The organism is Enterobacter sp. LU1, from assembly GCF_008271405.2.
Taxonomy (GTDB): Bacteria; Pseudomonadota; Gammaproteobacteria; order Enterobacterales; family Enterobacteriaceae; genus Enterobacter; species Enterobacter hormaechei_C.
Genome location: NZ_CP043438.2, coordinates 1,413,706 through 1,431,718 on the forward strand (window position 1 = coordinate 1,413,706; position 18,013 = coordinate 1,431,718).

The 18,013-nt window shown below is 59.0% G+C and carries 18 protein-coding genes and 1 riboswitch; of the genes, 14 read left to right on the forward strand and 4 right to left on the reverse strand.

Going from position 1 to position 18,013, the window contains the following annotated elements; genetic code table 11:
* The first annotated feature begins 8 nt into the window (after window positions 1-8).
* From FZF21_RS06820 to hutH, 3 genes are all read left to right on the forward strand, one after another.
* Window positions 9-743: a histidine utilization repressor gene (locus FZF21_RS06820; RefSeq protein WP_017384945.1), complete on the forward strand. Its 735-nt coding sequence runs from the start codon at window positions 9-11 to the stop codon at window positions 741-743.
* A 127-nt stretch (window positions 744-870) separates the two neighbouring features.
* On the forward strand, window positions 871-2,559 hold the full coding sequence (gene hutU, locus FZF21_RS06825; RefSeq protein WP_003858533.1) for a urocanate hydratase: 1,689 nt from the start codon (window positions 871-873) through the stop codon (window positions 2,557-2,559).
* Window positions 2,556-4,076 (forward strand): histidine ammonia-lyase, encoded by a 1,521-nt coding sequence (gene hutH, locus FZF21_RS06830; protein WP_149120997.1) that lies wholly within the window; start codon window positions 2,556-2,558, stop codon window positions 4,074-4,076. Before hutU ends, hutH begins: the two co-directional genes overlap by 4 nt.
* 103 nt (window positions 4,077-4,179) lie before the next feature.
* Here the strand turns inward: hutH and FZF21_RS06835 are convergent, their stop codons facing one another.
* Together FZF21_RS06835 and bioA are read right to left on the reverse strand one after the other, a co-directional pair.
* Window positions 4,180-4,656: a kinase inhibitor gene (locus FZF21_RS06835; protein WP_003858531.1), complete on the reverse strand. Its 477-nt coding sequence runs from the start codon at window positions 4,654-4,656 to the stop codon at window positions 4,180-4,182.
* Between the two features lie 47 nt (window positions 4,657-4,703).
* On the reverse strand, window positions 4,704-6,011 hold the full coding sequence (bioA, locus tag FZF21_RS06840; RefSeq protein ID WP_047057931.1) for an adenosylmethionine--8-amino-7-oxononanoate transaminase: 1,308 nt from the start codon (window positions 6,009-6,011) through the stop codon (window positions 4,704-4,706).
* Window positions 6,012-6,079: 68 nt separating this feature from the next.
* On the opposite strand from bioA, the gene bioB reads away from it, so the two are divergent.
* The 4 genes from bioB to bioD are packed head-to-tail and all read left to right on the forward strand — an operon-like array spanning window position 6,080 to window position 9,707.
* Window positions 6,080-7,120, forward strand: a complete 1,041-nt coding sequence (gene bioB / locus FZF21_RS06845) for a biotin synthase BioB (protein WP_023303328.1) — start codon at window positions 6,080-6,082, stop codon at window positions 7,118-7,120.
* Entirely contained in the window at window positions 7,117-8,274 is a 1,158-nt protein-coding gene (bioF, locus tag FZF21_RS06850) for an 8-amino-7-oxononanoate synthase (RefSeq protein WP_032670302.1), read from the forward strand. Before bioB ends, bioF begins: the two co-directional genes overlap by 4 nt.
* A complete protein-coding gene (gene bioC / locus FZF21_RS06855; RefSeq protein WP_045343742.1) occupies window positions 8,258-9,013 on the forward strand; it encodes a malonyl-ACP O-methyltransferase BioC in 756 nt (251 codons plus the stop codon). Before bioF ends, bioC begins: the two co-directional genes overlap by 17 nt.
* Entirely contained in the window at window positions 9,006-9,707 is a 702-nt protein-coding gene (gene bioD / locus FZF21_RS06860; protein WP_074162668.1) for a dethiobiotin synthase, read from the forward strand. The genes bioC and bioD overlap by 8 nt, the downstream gene beginning before the upstream one ends.
* Here the strand turns inward: bioD and FZF21_RS06865 are convergent.
* Window positions 9,670-10,392, reverse strand: a complete 723-nt coding sequence (locus FZF21_RS06865; protein WP_015571086.1) for an ATP-binding cassette domain-containing protein — start codon at window positions 10,390-10,392, stop codon at window positions 9,670-9,672. The genes bioD and FZF21_RS06865 overlap by 38 nt on opposite strands.
* 748 nt (window positions 10,393-11,140) lie before the next feature.
* On the opposite strand from FZF21_RS06865, the gene uvrB reads away from it, so the two are divergent.
* Window positions 11,141-13,156 carry an excinuclease ABC subunit UvrB gene (gene uvrB, locus FZF21_RS06870; protein ID WP_045142379.1) on the forward strand — a complete coding sequence of 672 codons (2,016 nt, stop codon included), beginning with the start codon at window positions 11,141-11,143 and terminating at the stop codon, window positions 13,154-13,156.
* Between the two features lie 78 nt (window positions 13,157-13,234).
* Here the strand turns inward: uvrB and yvcK are convergent, their stop codons facing one another.
* Window positions 13,235-14,143 carry a uridine diphosphate-N-acetylglucosamine-binding protein YvcK gene (gene yvcK / locus FZF21_RS06875; protein WP_017384936.1) on the reverse strand — a complete coding sequence of 303 codons (909 nt, stop codon included), beginning with the start codon at window positions 14,141-14,143 and terminating at the stop codon, window positions 13,235-13,237.
* Window positions 14,144-14,369: 226 nt separating this feature from the next.
* A riboswitch (molybdenum cofactor riboswitch) is annotated at window positions 14,370-14,503 on the forward strand.
* Between yvcK and moaA the strand changes: the two genes are divergently transcribed.
* The 6 genes from moaA (at window position 14,491) to FZF21_RS06905 (ending at window position 17,964) form a co-directional block, all read left to right on the forward strand.
* Window positions 14,491-15,480: a GTP 3',8-cyclase MoaA gene (moaA, locus tag FZF21_RS06880; protein ID WP_047737834.1), complete on the forward strand. Its 990-nt coding sequence runs from the start codon at window positions 14,491-14,493 to the stop codon at window positions 15,478-15,480. Its footprint overlaps the riboswitch before it by 13 nt.
* Before the next feature lie 24 nt (window positions 15,481-15,504).
* The gene (gene moaB / locus FZF21_RS06885; protein ID WP_022647501.1) at window positions 15,505-16,017 is read left to right on the forward strand and encodes a molybdenum cofactor biosynthesis protein B; all 513 of its coding nucleotides are present in this window, start codon (window positions 15,505-15,507) and stop codon (window positions 16,015-16,017) included.
* A 3-nt stretch (window positions 16,018-16,020) separates the two neighbouring features.
* Window positions 16,021-16,506, forward strand: a complete 486-nt coding sequence (gene moaC / locus FZF21_RS06890) for a cyclic pyranopterin monophosphate synthase MoaC (RefSeq protein WP_032670297.1) — start codon at window positions 16,021-16,023, stop codon at window positions 16,504-16,506.
* Window positions 16,499-16,744 (forward strand): molybdopterin synthase sulfur carrier subunit, encoded by a 246-nt coding sequence (gene moaD, locus FZF21_RS06895; protein ID WP_032670296.1) that lies wholly within the window; start codon window positions 16,499-16,501, stop codon window positions 16,742-16,744. The genes moaC and moaD overlap by 8 nt, the downstream gene beginning before the upstream one ends.
* Before the next feature lies 1 nt (window position 16,745).
* Window positions 16,746-17,198 (forward strand): molybdopterin synthase catalytic subunit MoaE, encoded by a 453-nt coding sequence (gene moaE, locus FZF21_RS06900; protein WP_015571082.1) that lies wholly within the window; start codon window positions 16,746-16,748, stop codon window positions 17,196-17,198.
* Window positions 17,199-17,256: 58 nt separating this feature from the next.
* On the forward strand, window positions 17,257-17,964 hold the full coding sequence (locus FZF21_RS06905; RefSeq protein ID WP_015571081.1) for a Bax inhibitor-1/YccA family protein: 708 nt from the start codon (window positions 17,257-17,259) through the stop codon (window positions 17,962-17,964).
* Window positions 17,965-18,013: the final 49 nt, after the last annotated feature.

Genomic DNA, 18,013 nt, shown 5'->3' on the forward strand with positions numbered 1-18,013 from the left:
GAGTCATGATGTTTTCACGCTCGCCCCTGCCGCAGCCGAGCCCTCCCGCGCCTTTTTACGAAAAGGTGAAGCAGGCGATCAGCGAAAAAATCGCCGCCGGCGTCTGGCGCCCGCACGACCGCATTCCGTCCGAGGCCGAGCTGGTGGCGCAGTTTGGCTTTAGCCGAATGACCATCAACCGCGCACTGCGTGAACTGACCGATGAAGGGTTGCTGGTGCGTTTGCAGGGTGTCGGAACCTTTGTCGCCGAGCCAAAAGGACAGTCGGCGCTGTTTGAAATCCGCAGCATTGCCGATGAAATTGCCGCCCGCAACCATCAGCACCACTGCGAGGTGCTGGTGCTTGAAGAGACGCAGGCCAGCGCCGAACAGGCCATCGAGCTGAACGTTACCGAGGGCACCCGGATTTTCCATTCGGTGATGGTGCATTATGAGAACGACATTCCGGTCCAGATTGAAGACCGCTGCGTCAACGCGGAGCGGATACCGGACTACCTGAGCCAGGATTACACCCAAACCACACCGCATGCGTATCTCTCGCTCGTCGCCCCGCTGACGGAAGGGGAGCATATCGTGGAAGCCGTGCGCGCCACGCCGCAGGAGTGCGAGCTGTTGCGTATTAAAGAGCACGATCCCTGTCTGCTGATCCGCCGTCGTACCTGGTCGTCCTCGCAAATTGTATCGCATGCGAAGCTGCTATTCCCGGGGAATCGCTACCGGTTACAGGGCCACTTTATGTCATAAGTTTTATAAGCGTGATCGCTAACGCAATATAGCAAAATTGTATCTTTTTTGTTAAATCCGACCTTGTGTGTGCTTGTCTATACAAGTATATCTAAATGCATCACCTGTCCCTTATGAGGAACACACAATGTCGTCAGATAAATACCGCAAGCAGGATGTCCGCGCCGCGCGCGGCACCACGCTCACCGCAAAAAGCTGGCTCACCGAAGCACCGCTGCGCATGTTGATGAACAACCTTGATCCTGAGGTAGCAGAAAATCCCCACGAGCTGGTGGTCTACGGCGGCATTGGCCGCGCCGCGCGCAACTGGGCGTGTTATGACGCGATTGTCGAGTCTTTGACGAATCTCGAAAACGACGAAACGCTGCTGGTGCAATCCGGCAAACCGGTGGGCGTATTCAAAACCCATAAAAATGCGCCTCGCGTGCTGATTGCCAACTCCAACCTGGTGCCGCACTGGGCGACGTGGGAACACTTCAACGAGCTGGACGCAAAAGGGCTGGCCATGTACGGCCAGATGACCGCGGGTAGCTGGATCTACATCGGCAGCCAGGGGATTGTGCAGGGCACGTATGAAACCTTCGTGGAAGCGGGCCGTCAGCACTATAACGGATCACTGAAAGGCCGCTGGGTGCTCACCGCCGGACTGGGCGGCATGGGCGGCGCGCAGCCGCTGGCCGCGACGCTGGCGGGCGCGTGCTCCCTGAACATTGAGTGCCAGCAGAGCCGCATCGATTTCCGTCTGCGTACCCGCTATGTCGATGAGCAGGCCGACAACCTCGATGACGCGCTGGCGCGCATCAAAAAGTACACCGCTGAAGGCAAAGCCGTGTCGGTTGCCCTGTGCGGCAACGCGGCGGATATTCTGCCGGAACTGGTGGCGCGCGGCGTGCGTCCGGATCTGGTCACCGACCAGACCAGCGCTCACGATCCGCTCCACGGCTATCTGCCAAAAGGCTGGACGTGGGAAGACTACCAGCAAAAAGCGGAAACCGATCCTGAGGGCACGGTACTGGCGGCCAAACGCGCCATGGCGGAACACGTCTCCGCGATGCTGGCCTTCAGTAAGATGGGTATTCCGACCTTTGATTACGGGAATAACATCCGCCAGATGGCGAAAGAAATGGGGGTGAATAACGCCTTTGACTTCCCCGGCTTCGTGCCCGCCTATATCCGTCCTCTGTTCTGCCGCGGCATTGGGCCGTTCCGCTGGGTTGCCCTGTCCGGCGACCCGGAGGATATCTACAAAACTGACGCCAGAGTGAAAGAGATTGTCGCCGACGACGAACACCTGCATCGCTGGCTGGATATGGCGCGCGAACGCATTAACTTCCAGGGCCTGCCGGCGCGTATCTGCTGGGTCGGGCTGGAGTGGCGGCAAAAACTCGGCCTCGCCTTTAACGAAATGGTGCGCAGCGGCGAAGTCTCCGCGCCGATCGTCATTGGCCGCGACCACCTGGACTCCGGCTCTGTCGCCAGTCCGAACCGTGAAACCGAAGCCATGCGCGACGGCTCGGATGCGGTCTCCGACTGGCCGCTGCTGAATGCCCTGCTGAACACCGCCAGCGGCGCGACCTGGGTGTCGCTGCACCACGGCGGCGGCGTCGGGATGGGCTTCTCCCAGCACTCCGGGATGGTCATCGTCTGTGACGGAACTGATGAAGCGGCCGCGCGTATCGCTCGCGTGCTGCACAACGACCCGGCAACCGGCGTGATGCGTCACGCGGATGCGGGTTACGAGATTGCCATTGATTGTGCCAAAGAGCAGGGCCTGAACCTGCCGATGATCCCCGCCACACAAGGAAAGCCTGCATGAACGCGTTAACACTTACTCCCGGCTCGCTGACGCTCAAACAGCTGCGTCACGTCTGGCGTCAGCCGGTGACACTCTCCCTTGATGAAAGCGCCCACCGTGCCATTAACGACAGCGTGGCCTGCGTGGAGGCGATTGTGGCGGAGGGGCGCACCGCCTACGGCATCAATACCGGGTTTGGCCTGCTGGCGCAGACCCGCATCGCCACGCACGATCTGGAGAATTTACAGCGTTCGCTGGTGCTGTCGCACGCGGCGGGGGTTGGCCAGCCGCTGGACGATGAGATCGTCCGCCTGATGATGGTGTTGAAAATCAACAGCCTGGCGCGTGGGTTTTCCGGCATTCGTCTGAGCGTGATCCAGGCGCTGATGGCGCTGGTCAATGCGGAAGTTTATCCGTGGATCCCGGCGAAGGGCTCCGTCGGCGCCTCCGGCGATCTGGCGCCGCTGGCGCATATGTCGCTGCTCCTGCTGGGTGAAGGCCAGGCGCGCTGGCAAGGGGAGTGGCTGCCTGCGAAAGAGGCGCTGAAAAAAGCTGGCTTAACGCCGATCACCCTCGCGGCAAAAGAGGGGCTGGCGCTGCTCAACGGCACGCAGGCGTCGACCGCTTTCGCGCTGCGCGGTCTGTTTGAAGCGGAAGATCTGTTCGCCTCGGCGGTGGTGTGCGGTGCACTGACCACTGAGGCGGTGCTCGGCTCGCGTCGTCCGTTCGATGCCCGCATCCACGAGGTGCGCGGCCAGCGCGGTCAGATTGATGCCGCCGCCATGTACCGCCACGTACTTACCGATACCAGCGACATTGCCGATTCGCATCACAACTGTGAGAAGGTGCAGGATCCGTATTCCCTGCGCTGCCAGCCGCAGGTGATGGGCGCATGCCTGACGCAGCTGCGCCAGGCGGCAGAAGTGCTGCTGGTCGAAGCCAATGCGGTGTCCGATAACCCACTGGTATTTGCTCAGGAAAACGAGGTGGTTTCTGGCGGTAACTTCCACGCCGAGCCGGTGGCGATGGCCGCAGATAATATCGCCCTGGCGATTGCCGAAATCGGGGCGCTGTCTGAGCGTCGAATCGCGCTGATGATGGATAAGCACATGTCCCAGCTACCGCCATTCCTGGTGCGCAACGGCGGCGTGAACTCGGGCTTCATGATTGCCCAGGTCACCGCCGCGGCACTGGCAAGCGAGAACAAAGCCCTGTCGCATCCGCACAGCGTGGACAGCCTGCCAACCTCAGCCAACCAGGAAGATCACGTTTCGATGGCCCCGGCTGCCGGGCGTCGTCTGTGGGAGATGGCCTCTAACACCCGCGGCGTGCTGGCGGTGGAGTGGCTGGCGGCGTGTCAGGGTATTGATTTGCGCGAAGGGCTAAAATCCAGCCCGCTGCTGGAGCAGGCGCGCCATGAACTGCGCGAGCACGTTACGCACTACGATGACGACCGCTTCTTTGCGCCGGATATTGATAAGGCGATGCAGCTTCTGGAGGAAGGACGGCTGGTGGGGCTGTTACCTTCGGTGCTGTGATTTTTACCCTCACCCTAACCCTCTCCCACAGGGAGAGGGAATTGTTAGGTTTTCTCCCTCTCCCTGTGGGAGAGGGCCGGGGTGAGGGCATCAGCCCGCACGATTACGAATACATCGCCGTAATCGACGCGCTACCCAGCGAATGGAAATGCACGTTAAAGCCTACCATCGCGCCGCTCGCCCCTTCGTCGACCTCAATCTTGTCCACATCCAGCGCGTGCACGGTGAAGATATAGCGGTGCGTTTCCCCTTTTGGCGGCGCCGCGCCGCCGTAGCCCGCTTTGCCAAAGTCAGTGCGCGTCTGAATCGCACCGTCAGGCAGAGCAACCAGATCGGAACCGGAGCCCTGCGGCAGCACGCGCGTGTCGGCGGGCAGGTTTGCCACGATCCAGTGCCACCAGCCCGACCCGGTTGGCGCATCCGGATCGTAGCAGGTCACGACAAAACTTTTGGTTCCCGCTGGCACATCGTCCCACGCCAGATGGGGAGAGATATTATCCCCCTGATAACCCATCCCGTTAAACACGTGACGTTCCGGCAGCTTTTCGCCGTCGCGCAAATCTTTACTGATGATTTTCATCCGATTTCCCTCGTTACTCACTCATTCAGAAAGTGTAACGCATGGGGTTAAATCGCGAAATGCGCTGAAGTGTTAACGGCTTCAACCACTGCCCCGGTCAGCTTGCGGAGCTGATCCGCAGAAATGCTGTACGGCGGCATGAGGTAAATCAGCTTACCGAAAGGTCGCACCCACACGCCCTGGTCAACGAAGAAGCGCTGCAACGCGGCCATGTTCACCGGATGCGTTGTCTCGATTACCCCGATGGCGCCCAGTACGCGGACGTCCGCGACGTATTCCGCCTCCGCCGCCGCGCTTAACTGCTGCTTCAGCTGCGCCTCAATCGCCGCCACCTGCGTCTGCCATGCGCCGCTTTCCAGAATGGCGAGGCTTTCGCTTGCCACGGCGCAGGCCAGCGGGTTGCCCATAAACGTCGGGCCGTGCATAAAGCAGCCCGCGTCGCCGTCGCTGATGGTATCGGCAACCTGGCGGGTGGTAAGCGTGGCGGAGAGCGTCATGGTGCCGCCGGTGAGCGCTTTCCCCAGGCACAGAATATCCGGCGCGATCCCCGCATGCTCGCAGGCGAACAATTTCCCGGTGCGGCCAAAGCCGGTGGCGATCTCATCGGCAATCAGCAGGATCCCTTCGCGGTCGCACATCTTTCGAATGCGCTTCAGCCACTCGGGATGGTACATCCGCATTCCGCCCGCGCCCTGCACAATCGGTTCGAGAATAACGGCGGCAATCTCGTGGCGATGGGCCGCCATCAGCCGCGCGAAGCCCACCATGTCCATCTCGTCCCATTCGCCGTCGAAGCGGCTCTGCGGGGCTGGCGCAAACAGGTTTTCCGGCAGATAGCCTTTCCACAGGCTGTGCATGGAGTTGTCCGGATCACATACCGACATCGCGCCGAAAGTGTCGCCGTGATAGCCGTTGCGGAAGGTAAGGAACCGCTGGCGCGTTTCGCCCTTCGCATGCCAGTACTGCAACGCCATTTTCATCGCCACTTCCACGGCCACCGAGCCGGAGTCGGCCAGGAAAACGCACTCCAGCGATTCAGGCGTCATCGCTACCAGGCGACGGCATAAATCCACCGCGGGCTGATGCGTGATCCCGCCAAACATCACGTGTGACATCTGGTCAATCTGCGCTTTCATCGCCGCGTTCAGTCGCGGGTGGTTGTAGCCATGGATCGCCGCCCACCAGGAGGACATCCCGTCAACAAGCCGCTCGCCGCTGGCAAGATGCAGCTCGCAGCCGTGGGCCGAGGCTACCGGATAGACGGGAAGGGGGCGGGTCGTGGAGGTGTAAGGGTGCCAGATATGCTGCTTGTCGAAGGCGAGATCGTCCTGGGTCATAATCGACTTGTAAACCATTTTGAAAAGTTTTAGGTTTACAAGTATAAACCGAACCGACAATTAACAAAACCCTTTGGAGAAGCCCGATGGCTCACCACGCACGCTGGACGATGTCGCAAGTCACTGAATTATTCAACAAACCTTTCCTGGAGCTGATGTTTGAGGCGCAACAGGTGCACCGCCAGCACTTCGATCCGCGTCATGTTCAGGTCAGCACGCTGCTGTCGATCAAAACCGGGGCTTGCCCGGAAGACTGCAAATATTGCCCGCAAAGCGCGCGCTATAAAACCGGTCTCGAATCCGAGCGCCTGATGGAAGTCGAGCAAGTGCTCGACTCCGCGCGCAAGGCCAAAAACGCTGGCTCGACCCGCTTCTGCATGGGCGCGGCGTGGAAAAATCCGCATGACCGCGACATGCCCTATCTGGAGCAGATGGTGAAGGGGGTGAAGGAGATGGGGCTTGAAGCCTGCATGACCCTGGGTACGCTGAACGAAGAGCAGGCGCAGCGTCTCTCGGCGGCGGGGCTGGATTACTACAACCACAACCTCGATACTTCGCCGGAGTTCTACGGCAACATCATCACCACGCGCACCTATCAGGAGCGTCTGGACACGCTGGATAAAGTGCGTGATGCGGGGATCAAGGTCTGTTCCGGCGGGATCGTGGGACTGGGCGAGACGGTAAAAGATCGTGCCGGCCTGCTGTTACAGCTGGCAAACCTGCCGACCCCGCCGGAAAGCGTGCCCATCAACATGCTGGTGAAGGTAAAAGGGACGCCGCTGGCGGATAACGAGGACGTGGATGCCTTCGATTTCATCCGCACCATCGCGGTGGCGCGCATCATGATGCCGACCTCTTACGTTCGCCTCTCTGCCGGTCGCGAGCAGATGAGCGAGCAGACCCAGGCGATGTGCTTCATGGCCGGGGCCAATTCCATCTTCTACGGCTGCAAACTGCTGACCACGCCAAACCCGGAAGAGGACAAAGATGTCCAGCTGTTCCGCAAGCTGGGGCTGAACCCACACCAGACCGAGGTACAGGCGGGGGATAACGAGCAACAGCAGCAGCTGGAGCAGCAGATTTTTAACGCCGACACCGACCAGTTCTACAACGCGGCAGCCGTATGACCTGGCAGGCACGTATCAGGACCGCGCTCGACGAGCGGCGGGCGGCGGATGCGTTTCGGGTGCGCAGGGTAGTGGAAAACGGTGCAGGCCGTTTTCTCTCCCGGGAAGGAGAGCGGTTCTGTAATTTCTCCAGCAACGATTATCTGGGCCTGAGCCAGCACCCGCAGATCGTTCGCGCCTGGCAGCAGGGCGCGGATCGTTACGGCGTGGGCAGCGGTGGCTCCGGGCACGTCAGCGGCTACACCACGGCGCATCAGGCGCTGGAGGAAGAGCTGGCCGACTGGCTGGGCTACCCGCGGGCGCTGCTGTTTATCTCCGGTTTTGCCGCGAATCAGGCGGTGATTACCGCCCTGATGGGCAAAGACGACCGCATCATCGCGGACCGCCTGAGCCACGCGTCCCTGCTTGAAGCGGCCAGTCTCAGCCCGGCGCAGCTGCGGCGTTTTGCCCATAACGATGCCTCTCAGCTGAACGTCCTGCTGGGTAAACCCTGTTCAGGGCTTCAGCTGGCGGTGACGGAAGGGGTATTCAGCATGGACGGCGACAGCGCGCCGCTTGCCACTTTGCATGACGTCGCAAAACAGCAGAACGCCTGGCTGCTGGTCGACGATGCCCACGGCATTGGCGTCACCGGCGAGGAGGGGCGCGGAAGCGCGCACCAGCAACGCGTCAGGCCGGAACTGCTGGTGGTCACCTTCGGCAAAGGCTTCGGCGTCAGCGGCGCCGCGGTGTTGTGCAGCGAGCCGGTGGCCGATTACCTGGTGCAGTTCGCCCGGCACCTGATCTACAGCACCAGCATGCCCCCGGCGCAGGCCGTGGCGCTCTCTGCGTCGCTTGCGGTGATCCGCGGCGAAGACGGCGCTGAACGCCGGGCGCGCCTGGCCGACCATATTCAGCGTTTTCGCCGGGGGGTAAGCGCACTGCCTTACCGGCTTACCGACTCGCACAGCGCCATTCAGCCCGTGATTGTGGGTGAAAACCATCGGGCGCTGATGCTGGCACAGGCGCTACGAGAGCGCGGGCAGTGGGTCACGGCGATCCGCCCACCCACCGTGCCGCCAGGCACCGCGCGCTTGCGTCTGACGCTCACGGCAGCGCACGAGCCGCAGGATATCGATACGCTTCTGGAGGCACTGTATGTCTCCTGTCAATAAACAGGCCGTTGCCGCCGCGTTTGGCCGGGCAGCGCAAAGCTATTCACAGCACGATGAGCTGCAACGCCTGAGCGCCCGCGGGCTGCTGGCCGCGCTCGGTGAGGGGCGTTTTGCGCAGGTGCTCGACGCTGGCTGCGGGCCTGGCGGCAATAGCCGCTACTGGCGCGCAACGGGTAGCCACGTCACGGCGCTGGATTTATCCGCGCAGATGCTGGATGAGGCCCGCCAGCAGCAGTCAGCAGACCGTTATCTGGTGGCCGATATCGAGGCCATCCCGCTGGAGGATGCGCTGTTTGACCTCGTCTGGAGCCATCTGGCGGTGCAGTGGTGCGCCAGCCTGCCGCAGGCCCTACGCGAGCTATACCGCGTGGCGCGGCCCGGCGGAGCGGTGGCCTTTACCACCTTGCTGGAAAGTTCGTTGCCAGAGCTGAATCAGGCGTGGAGGGCAGTGGATGCACAGCCGCACGTCAACCGGTTTCTCTCGCACGAACAGGTCACTCAGGCGCTGGCAGGCTGGCGCTATCGCAGCGTGGTCCAGACCGTCACCCTCGAATTTAGCGATGCGTTAAGCGCCATGCGATCGCTTAAGGGCATAGGCGCGACGCACCTGCACGCCGGACGGGAGAAGAAACCCCTTACCCGCGGCCAACTCCAGCGTCTCGAGCTGGCCTGGCCGCAGGAGCGGGGCCGGTTCCCGCTCTCTTATCATCTTTTTCATGGGATTATTGAACGTGACTGAACGTTATTTTGTTACCGGTACGGACACTGAAGTCGGTAAAACGGTTGCCAGCGCCGCGCTGTTGCAGGCGGCGCGTCTGCTGGGGAAAACAACGGCCGGGTATAAGCCCGTAGCCTCCGGCAGCGAGATGACGCCGGAAGGCTTACGTAATACCGATGCGCTGGCGCTACAGCGTAACAGCAGCCTTACGCTGGCCTATTCTGCGGTGAACCCCTATACCTTTGCTGAACCCACCTCGCCGCACATCGTCAGCGTCGATGAAGATCGTCCGATTGATTTTTCGGTGCTCTCTTCCGGGTTACGCGACCTGGAAACACAGGCCGACTGGGTGCTGGTGGAGGGGGCTGGCGGCTGGTTTACCCCGCTGTCCGACGAGCAGACATTTGCTGACTGGGTGCAGGCCGAGCAGCTTCCGGTCATTCTGGTGGTTGGCGTGAAGCTTGGCTGTATCAATCACGCCATGCTGACCGCCCAGGCCGTGCAGCAGGCCGGGTTGCGTCTGGCAGGGTGGATTGCCAATGACGTGGTAGCGCCGGGTAAACGTCATGCTGAGTATCTGGCGACGCTGAAGCGGGTGCTGCCTGCGCCGTTTCTCGGCGAGATCCCGTGGCTTGCCGACGGCGCAGAGCAGGCGGAAACCGGACGCTATCTCGACCTCAGCGCCTTATGTCCCGCGCCATCCAGTGCGCAATAAGGTCGTCATCCAGCTCGTTAACGTGGCCCTGTGCCACGTTACGCCCGCGATAGAGCATGCAGAAACGATCCGCTACCCGGCGGATAAACGACAGCTGTTGCTCCGCTAACAGCACCGTCATTCCCAGCTCCCGATTCAACCGCACCAGCAACTGCCCCAGCCTGCGCGCGAAACCGTGCCCTGCGCCATGCATGGGCTCATCCAGAATCAACACGCGCGGACGATTAACCAGCGCACTGGCGAGGGCCAGCTGATACTGGTCGTCAGGGGACAGCGCAGAGGCACGGCTCTGTCGCAGCGGATAGAGCTCCGGAAACAGGGCATACACGTCACTTTTTGATGCCGGATCGGGTTTCCCCGTCGCCCGCATAGCGATATGCAGATTTTCATCGACGGTGAGCTGGGAAAATATTCGCCGATCCTGCGGGACGTAGCCTATCGTCGGCGGCGCCGGGAATGCGGACGCAGGGTTGAGCAAGTTATGCGGCGGCGCGCCAGCCTCATGCCAGATGATGGTGCCGCTCTCGACGGGCACCTTTCCGGTAATGCAGTTCATAAGCGTGGATTTGCCCATGCCAGGCAGGCCAACAATGCCCGTACAGATGCCTTGCGGGAAATCGATATTCACGTTCCATAGCGTATGTTGGCTTCCGTAAAACTGATTTACAGCACGCAGACTCAACATCTTTCTCTCCTTAAAAATGTGTGGGGTGATGCACAGAGTGATGTCTGCAAAACGCCTGCCAGGAACTTCATAATGATTAAAAAAAGGCCATTTTTAGGAATAACTCACTATCAAAAGCTGAACGTTTATACGAATTGCACACTCCCGGTGCTGCGTATGTCGAATTGTGGTGCAGGAGAAATGACAGAATTGTGATTAAGATCTCGCCAGTCGCTTATGAAAAAATGAACGTTTTCCAGGCAAAAAAGAGTGATAAAAATTTTTTACTGCCGCTTCGTGGGAAAAACCGGGAATTTGCTGGAGTGCATGCTGTACGGGCTGGAGGCAGTTATCCACTATTCCTGTGGATAACCTTGTGCATTAGAGTTAGAAAACCCGCGATAAGCGAGAGAATACGCGGGTTACAACCAAATTGATGCGAAACGCGGCTTAATAAATTAGTCTTTATTTTTTAACGAATTAGATAAAAGCAATTCCCTCAACGCCAGCGACACCTGTTGCCATAAAACTTTCATAACCGCCCTTGACAAATGTTAAAAAAGTAATAGTTCTGGGGATAACCCCCTGAGGCTGGTGTTTTATTTTGTCACAGTCGAAATTTGGCTCGCGAACGCACTAATCCTCTCTGCGCTACGCTAAATATCCTGACACGCTACTGGTTTTTCATCCAGTGTTTTTTACTGGCAATCCTGGCCACAACGAGTAAAATTACTCACCTGCCGCTTATTCTGTCATCAGGTCGTCGCCCATGAGTAAACCGTTTAAACTGAATTCTGCTTTCCGTCCTTCCGGGGATCAGCCCGAGGCTATTCGTCGCCTGGAAGAGGGGCTGGAGGACGGGCTGGCGCACCAGACCCTGCTGGGGGTTACCGGTTCGGGCAAAACCTTCACCATTGCCAACGTCATTGCCGATCTCCAGCGTCCGACGATGGTTCTCGCGCCGAACAAAACGCTGGCGGCGCAGCTGTATGGTGAGATGAAAGAGTTCTTCCCGGAAAACGCGGTGGAGTATTTCGTCTCCTACTACGACTACTACCAGCCGGAAGCCTACGTTCCCAGCTCCGACACGTTTATCGAGAAAGATGCCTCGGTGAACGAACATATCGAGCAGATGCGTTTGTCGGCGACCAAGGCGCTGCTGGAGCGTCGTGATGTGGTGGTGGTGGCCTCGGTGTCGGCGATCTACGGCCTGGGCGATCCGGATCTCTATCTCAAGATGATGCTGCACCTGACGCAGGGGATGATCATCGATCAGCGTGCGATTTTGCGCCGTCTGGCGGAGTTGCAGTACACCCGTAACGATCAGGCGTTCCAGCGCGGGACCTTCCGCGTGCGCGGCGAGGTGATTGATATCTTCCCGGCGGAGTCGGACGATATGGCGCTGCGCGTGGAGCTGTTCGACGAAGAGGTTGAACGCCTGTCGCTGTTCGATCCGTTGACCGGTCACGTCGAGTCGGTGATCCAGCGCTTCACCATCTACCCGAAAACGCACTATGTAACGCCGCGCGAGCGTATTGTGCAGGCGATGGAAGAGATCAAAACCGAGCTGGCGGACCGCCGCAAGGTGCTGCTGGCGAACAATAAGCTGCTGGAAGAGCAGCGCCTGAGCCAGCGTACCCAGTTCGATCTGGAGATGATGAACGAGCTGGGCTACTGCTCCGGCATCGAAAACTACTCGCGCTACCTCTCCGGGCGCGGGCCGGGCGAAGCGCCGCCGACGCTGTTTGACTACCTTCCGGCGGACGGCCTGCTGGTGATCGACGAATCCCACGTTACGATCCCCCAGATCGGCGGGATGTACCGCGGTGACCGCGCGCGTAAAGAGACGCTGGTGGAGTACGGGTTCCGACTGCCGTCAGCGCTGGACAACCGTCCGATGAAGTTTGAAGAATTTGAGGCGCTTGCTCCGCAGACCATCTACGTATCGGCCACGCCGGGCAACTACGAGCTGGAAAAATCCGGTGATGACGTGGTGGACCAGGTGGTGCGTCCGACCGGGCTGCTGGATCCGATTATCGAGGTGCGTCCGGTGGCGACGCAGGTGGACGATCTGCTCTCGGAAATACGTGCCCGCTCCGTCATCAACGAGCGCGTGCTGGTTACCACGCTCACCAAACGTATGGCGGAAGATTTGACGGAGTATCTGGAAGAACACGGCGAGAAGGTGCGGTATCTGCACTCGGATATCGATACCGTGGAGCGTATGGAGATCATCCGCGATCTGCGTCTGGGCGAGTTCGACGTGCTGGTCGGTATTAACCTTCTGCGAGAAGGGCTGGATATGCCTGAGGTGTCGCTGGTGGCGATTCTGGACGCGGACAAAGAGGGCTTCCTGCGTTCCGAGCGCTCGCTGATCCAGACCATTGGCCGCGCCGCGCGTAACGTCAACGGGAAGGCGATCCTGTACGGGGATAAAATCACCCCGTCGATGGCCAAAGCGATTGGCGAAACGGAACGTCGTCGCGAGAAGCAGCAGCGCTACAACGAAGAGCACGGCATCACGCCGCAGGGGCTGAACAAGAAGGTGGTGGATATCCTGGCGCTGGGTCAGAACATTGCGAAGACCAAAGCGAAAGGCCGCGGCAAGGCCCGTTCAGTGGTGGAAGAGGATACCGTCGCGCTGACGCCGAAAGCGTTGCAGCAGAAGATCCACGAGCTGGAAGGGCAGATGATGCAGCATGCGCAGAACCTGGAGTTCGAAGAGGCCGCGCAAATCCGCGATCAGCTGCATCAGCTGCGGGATCTGTTTATTGCGGCATCGTAGTTTTTTGCCCGGTGGCGTTTTCTCCCTCTCCCTGTGGGAGAGGGCCGGGGTGAGGGCATCAGGCCGCACAAAACGAACCTAACCTAATGCCTGAATCGCCTTCTCCAGCGCCTCGCGCAGCAGATGGCGGTCGTGGCGATATTTAATATCGCTGGCTTCCAGCGGCTCCTGCACCACCACGCGATCGCCAATCCCCGATACATCCACTTTCGGCCCGACCACGACACCATCGATAATTTTCTTACCAACGTACTGTTCCATCAGGTCCAGCTTATCCGCCAGCGACAGGCTTGCCGCCGCCGGGCTGAGTTCGCGGCCTAAATTACCGATATAGACCATGGGCGCAGGCGTTCTGCGCAGCGCCTGCGCCAGCTCTTTCACCAGCAGGATCGGCATCAGGCTGGTATAAAAACTTCCCGGCCCAATCAGGATCAGATCGGCCTCGGCAATCGCTTCTACCGCTTCACGCGTTGCGGGTACGCTGGGGTAGGTCATCAGCTCTTTTGGCGGAAGAAGAAGCTGGTCGATATTCACTTCACCATACACTTCGTGATCGTCGGCATCGATCGCCATTAAATCCACCGGCTGTTCAGACATCGGGATCAGGAATGCATCCACCTTTAACAGGTTACGAATTAAATTGATCGCTTCCAGAGGGCGCACGCTCAGGTGATCCAGCGCCTTTAACATCAGATTTCCAAGGTTATGGCCTGAAAGTTCACCATTTCCGCCAAAACGGTACTCAAACATCGCCGAGGCCACGCTTGGCTCCGTGATAAGCTGGTTGAGGCAATTGCGCATGTCACCCCAGGCAATCCCGCCTTCAGCACGTCGGATCCGCCCGGTTGAGCCGCCGTTGTCCGTTGTTGTCACGATGCCCGTCAGGCGCGAGCCCAGTGACGATAACGACGACATCACGCGTCCCAGACCGTGACCTCCGCCAAGAGCGACCACACGGTCCAGATCCGCAAAAGTGCGATTGCGCATACCTATTCCTTATCCTGTTAAGCTTGCGTCACAGTAACGCAACTACTCCTAAAAGACGATGCCTCTCACAAACCATAATGACGTATATCAATGCGAAAGCGCTGTTTTTGCGTATTCTGTAGTGAAAATGCACGATAACATCGTTATATATAAATTTATATAGCGAAAAGCGACAATGGCGAAGTGGCGATTTCCACGCTACTATCGCCATAACCACGTTTTCAAAACTGAAAACATACACTCTAGCCCTGGCGCCTGTGTCGAGAGATATGGCGCCCTGGCCGTGGCGGATTTGCCACCAGGGTACAGAAAGAAATGACTGTGCCTCCCGATCTGGAAAGGTGTACATGGCTTCACAACTTACTGATGCTTTCGCGCGTAAGTTTTTCTACTTACGTTTGTCGATTACCGACGTGTGTAACTTCCGTTGCACCTACTGCCTGCCCGATGGCTACAAGCCGGGCAGCGTCACCAATAATGGCTTTCTCTCCGTGGATGAAGTACGCCGTGTCACGCGCGCGTTCTCTGAACTTGGCACGGAAAAAGTGCGTCTTACCGGGGGAGAGCCCTCCCTGCGCCGTGATTTCCCTGACATCATTGCCGCCGTGCGTGAAAACGAACGTATCCGCCAGATCGCGGTGACCACCAACGGTTACCGCATGGCGCGTGACGTGGCGAACTGGCGCGATGCGGGGCTGACGGCGATCAACGTCAGCGTCGATAGCCTGGACGCCCGTCAGTTCCACGCCATTACCGGCCAGGATAAGTTCCAGCAGGTGATGGACGGCATCGATGCCGCGTTCACCGCCGGTTTCGACAAGGTCAAAGTCAATACCGTGTTGATGCGTGATGTGAACCACCATCAGCTGGACACTTTCCTGGCGTGGATCAAACCGCGCCGCATTCAACTGCGTTTTATTGAGCTGATGGAGACCGGGGAGGGCAGTGAGCTGTTCCGTCGCCATCATATCTCCGGCATGGTTCTGCGCGACGAACTGCTGAAACGCGGCTGGATCCACCAGATCCGCCAGCGCAGCGATGGCCCGGCGCAGGTCTTTTGTCATCCGGATTATGAAGGCGAAGTCGGCCTGATCATGCCCTATGAAAAAGACTTCTGTGCCAGCTGCAACCGCCTGCGCGTCTCCTCCGTCGGCAAGCTCCATCTTTGCCTGTTCGGGGATGGCGGCGTCGATCTACGCGATTTGCTGGAAGATGACGCCCAGCAGGACGCGCTTGAAGCACGTATTTCCGAGGCGCTGACGCACAAAAAGCAGACCCATTTCCTGCATCAGGGCAACACCGGCATTACTCAGAACCTGTCCTATATCGGCGGGTAATCAGGCTTTAGAAGGAACCAGAAGATGAGTCAGGTAAGCGCGGAATTTATCCCGACACGCATTGCTATTCTTACCGTTTCCGAACGTCGTGGTGAAGAGGATGATACCTCTGGCCACTGGCTGCGCGAGGCGGCACACGAAGCCGGACACCAGATTGTTGATAAAGCGATCGTCAAAGAAAACCGTTACGCCATTCGCGCTCAGGTCTCACAGTGGATTGCGAGCGATGACGTCCAGGTTGTTCTGATCACTGGCGGCACCGGCTTTACCGCAGGCGACCAGGCGCCGGAAGCGCTGCTCCCGCTGTTCGATCGCGAAGTGGAAGGCTTCGGCGAAGTGTTCCGCATGCTCTCCTTTGAAGAGATTGGCACCTCTACGCTTCAGTCCCGTGCCGTCGCGGGGGTGGCGAATAAGACGCTGATCTTCGCCATGCCGGGGTCGACCAAAGCCTGCCGCACCGCGTGGGAAAACATTATTGCCCCGCAGCTGGATGCCCGTACCCGTCCGTGTAATTTCCATCCCCATTTAAAGAAATAAGCTATGTCACAACTGACCCACATAAACGCCGCTGGCGAAGCGCATATGGTGGATGTCTCCGCCAAAACCGAAACGGTGCGCGAGGCGCGTGCTGAAGCGTTCGTCTCCATGCTGCCGGAGACGCTGGCGATGATTATCGACGGTAGCCATCACAAGGGTGATGTGTTTGCCACCGCCCGCATCGCCGGTATTCAGGCCGCTAAACGTACCTGGGACCTCATCCCGCTCTGCCATCCGCTGATGCTCAGCAAAGTGGAGGTAAATTTGCAGGCGCAGCCGGAGCATAACCGCGTGCGTATCGAGTCCCTGTGCCGCTTAACCGGGAAAACCGGCGTGGAGATGGAGGCGTTGACGGCAGCCTCCGTGGCGGCGCTGACCATCTACGACATGTGTAAAGCGGTGCAGAAAGATATGGTGATTGGCCCGGTGCGTCTGCTGGCAAAAAGCGGCGGCAAATCCGGTGATTTTAAGGTGGAAAGCCATGATTAAGGTGCTCTTTTTTGCCCAGGTCCGTGAGCTGGTCAATACCGACAGCCTGACGCTGGACGGCTCTTTCGAAAATGTCGCCGCCCTGCGTGCGCATCTGGCGGCGCAAGGCGACCGCTGGGCGCTGGCGCTGGACGAAGGCAAACTGCTGGCCGCCGTGAACCAGACGCTGGTGGAGTTAAACCACCCGCTGGCCGATGGGGACGAAGTGGCCTTCTTCCCGCCGGTCACAGGGGGTTAAGATGACGGAAACCCGAATTCTGGTCGGCCATGAGCGTTTTAACGTGGGCACGGAATATGACTGGCTGGCCGGGCGCGACGAAGACGGCGCGGTCGTGACGTTTACCGGGAAAGTGCGTAATCATAATCTCGGGGACAGCGTAAAAGCGCTGACGCTGGAGCACTATCCGGGAATGACCGAAAAATCGCTGGCGGCCATTGTCGAAGAGGCGCGAGGCCGCTGGCCGCTAGGGCGCGTTACGGTTATCCATCGCATCGGCGAAATGTGGCCCGGCGAAGAGATTGTGTTTGTCGGCGTCACCAGCGCCCATCGCGGGAGTGCTTTTGCGGCGGGGGAGTTCATCATGGATTACCTTAAAACCAAAGCGCCGTTCTGGAAGCGTGAAGCGACGCCGGAAGGTGAGCGCTGGGTAGAATCACGCGACAGCGATAAGCATGCCGCCAGCCGTTGGTAGTTGGTTTACGCGGATGTGTTACTCTTAACGTGTGTGTTTACTTAATCAGGAGTGAATCATGGACCGATTTCCGCGTTCCGATTCGATAGTTCAGCAGACCCGTAGCGGGCTGCAAACCTACATGGCTCAGGTGTATGGCTGGATGACGGTTGGCCTGCTGCTTACCGCGTTTATCGCGTGGTATGCGGCAAACACGCCTGAACTGATGATGTTTATCTTCTCAAGCAAAATCACCTTCTTTGGGCTGATTATTGCGCAACTGGCGCTGGTGTTCGTGCTCTCCGGGCTGGTGCACAAGCTCAGTGCGGGTATGGCGACCACGCTGTTTATGCTCTATTCGGCGCTGACCGGGCTGACGCTTTCCAGTATTTTCATCGTTTACACCTACTCTTCCATCGCCAGCACGTTTGTGGTGACCGGCGGGATGTTCGGTGTGATGAGCCTGTACGGTTACACCACCAAACGTGACCTGAGCGGCTTCGGCAACATGCTGTTTATGGGGCTGATTGGGATTGTGCTGGCGTCGCTGGTGAACCTGTGGCTGAAGAGTGACGCGCTGATGTGGGCGGTGACCTATATCGGGGTGGTGATCTTCGTGGGCTTAACCGCTTACGACACCCAGAAGCTGAAAAACATCGGTGAACAAATTGATGTTCGCGACAGTTCAAACCTGCGCAAATACTCGATTCTGGGCGCGCTGACGCTTTATCTGGACTTCATCAACCTGTTCCTGATGCTGCTGCGTATCTTCGGCAACCGTCGCTAGTTATTTCCCCCTCACCCTAACCCTCTCCCTCAGGGAGAGGGGATTGCAC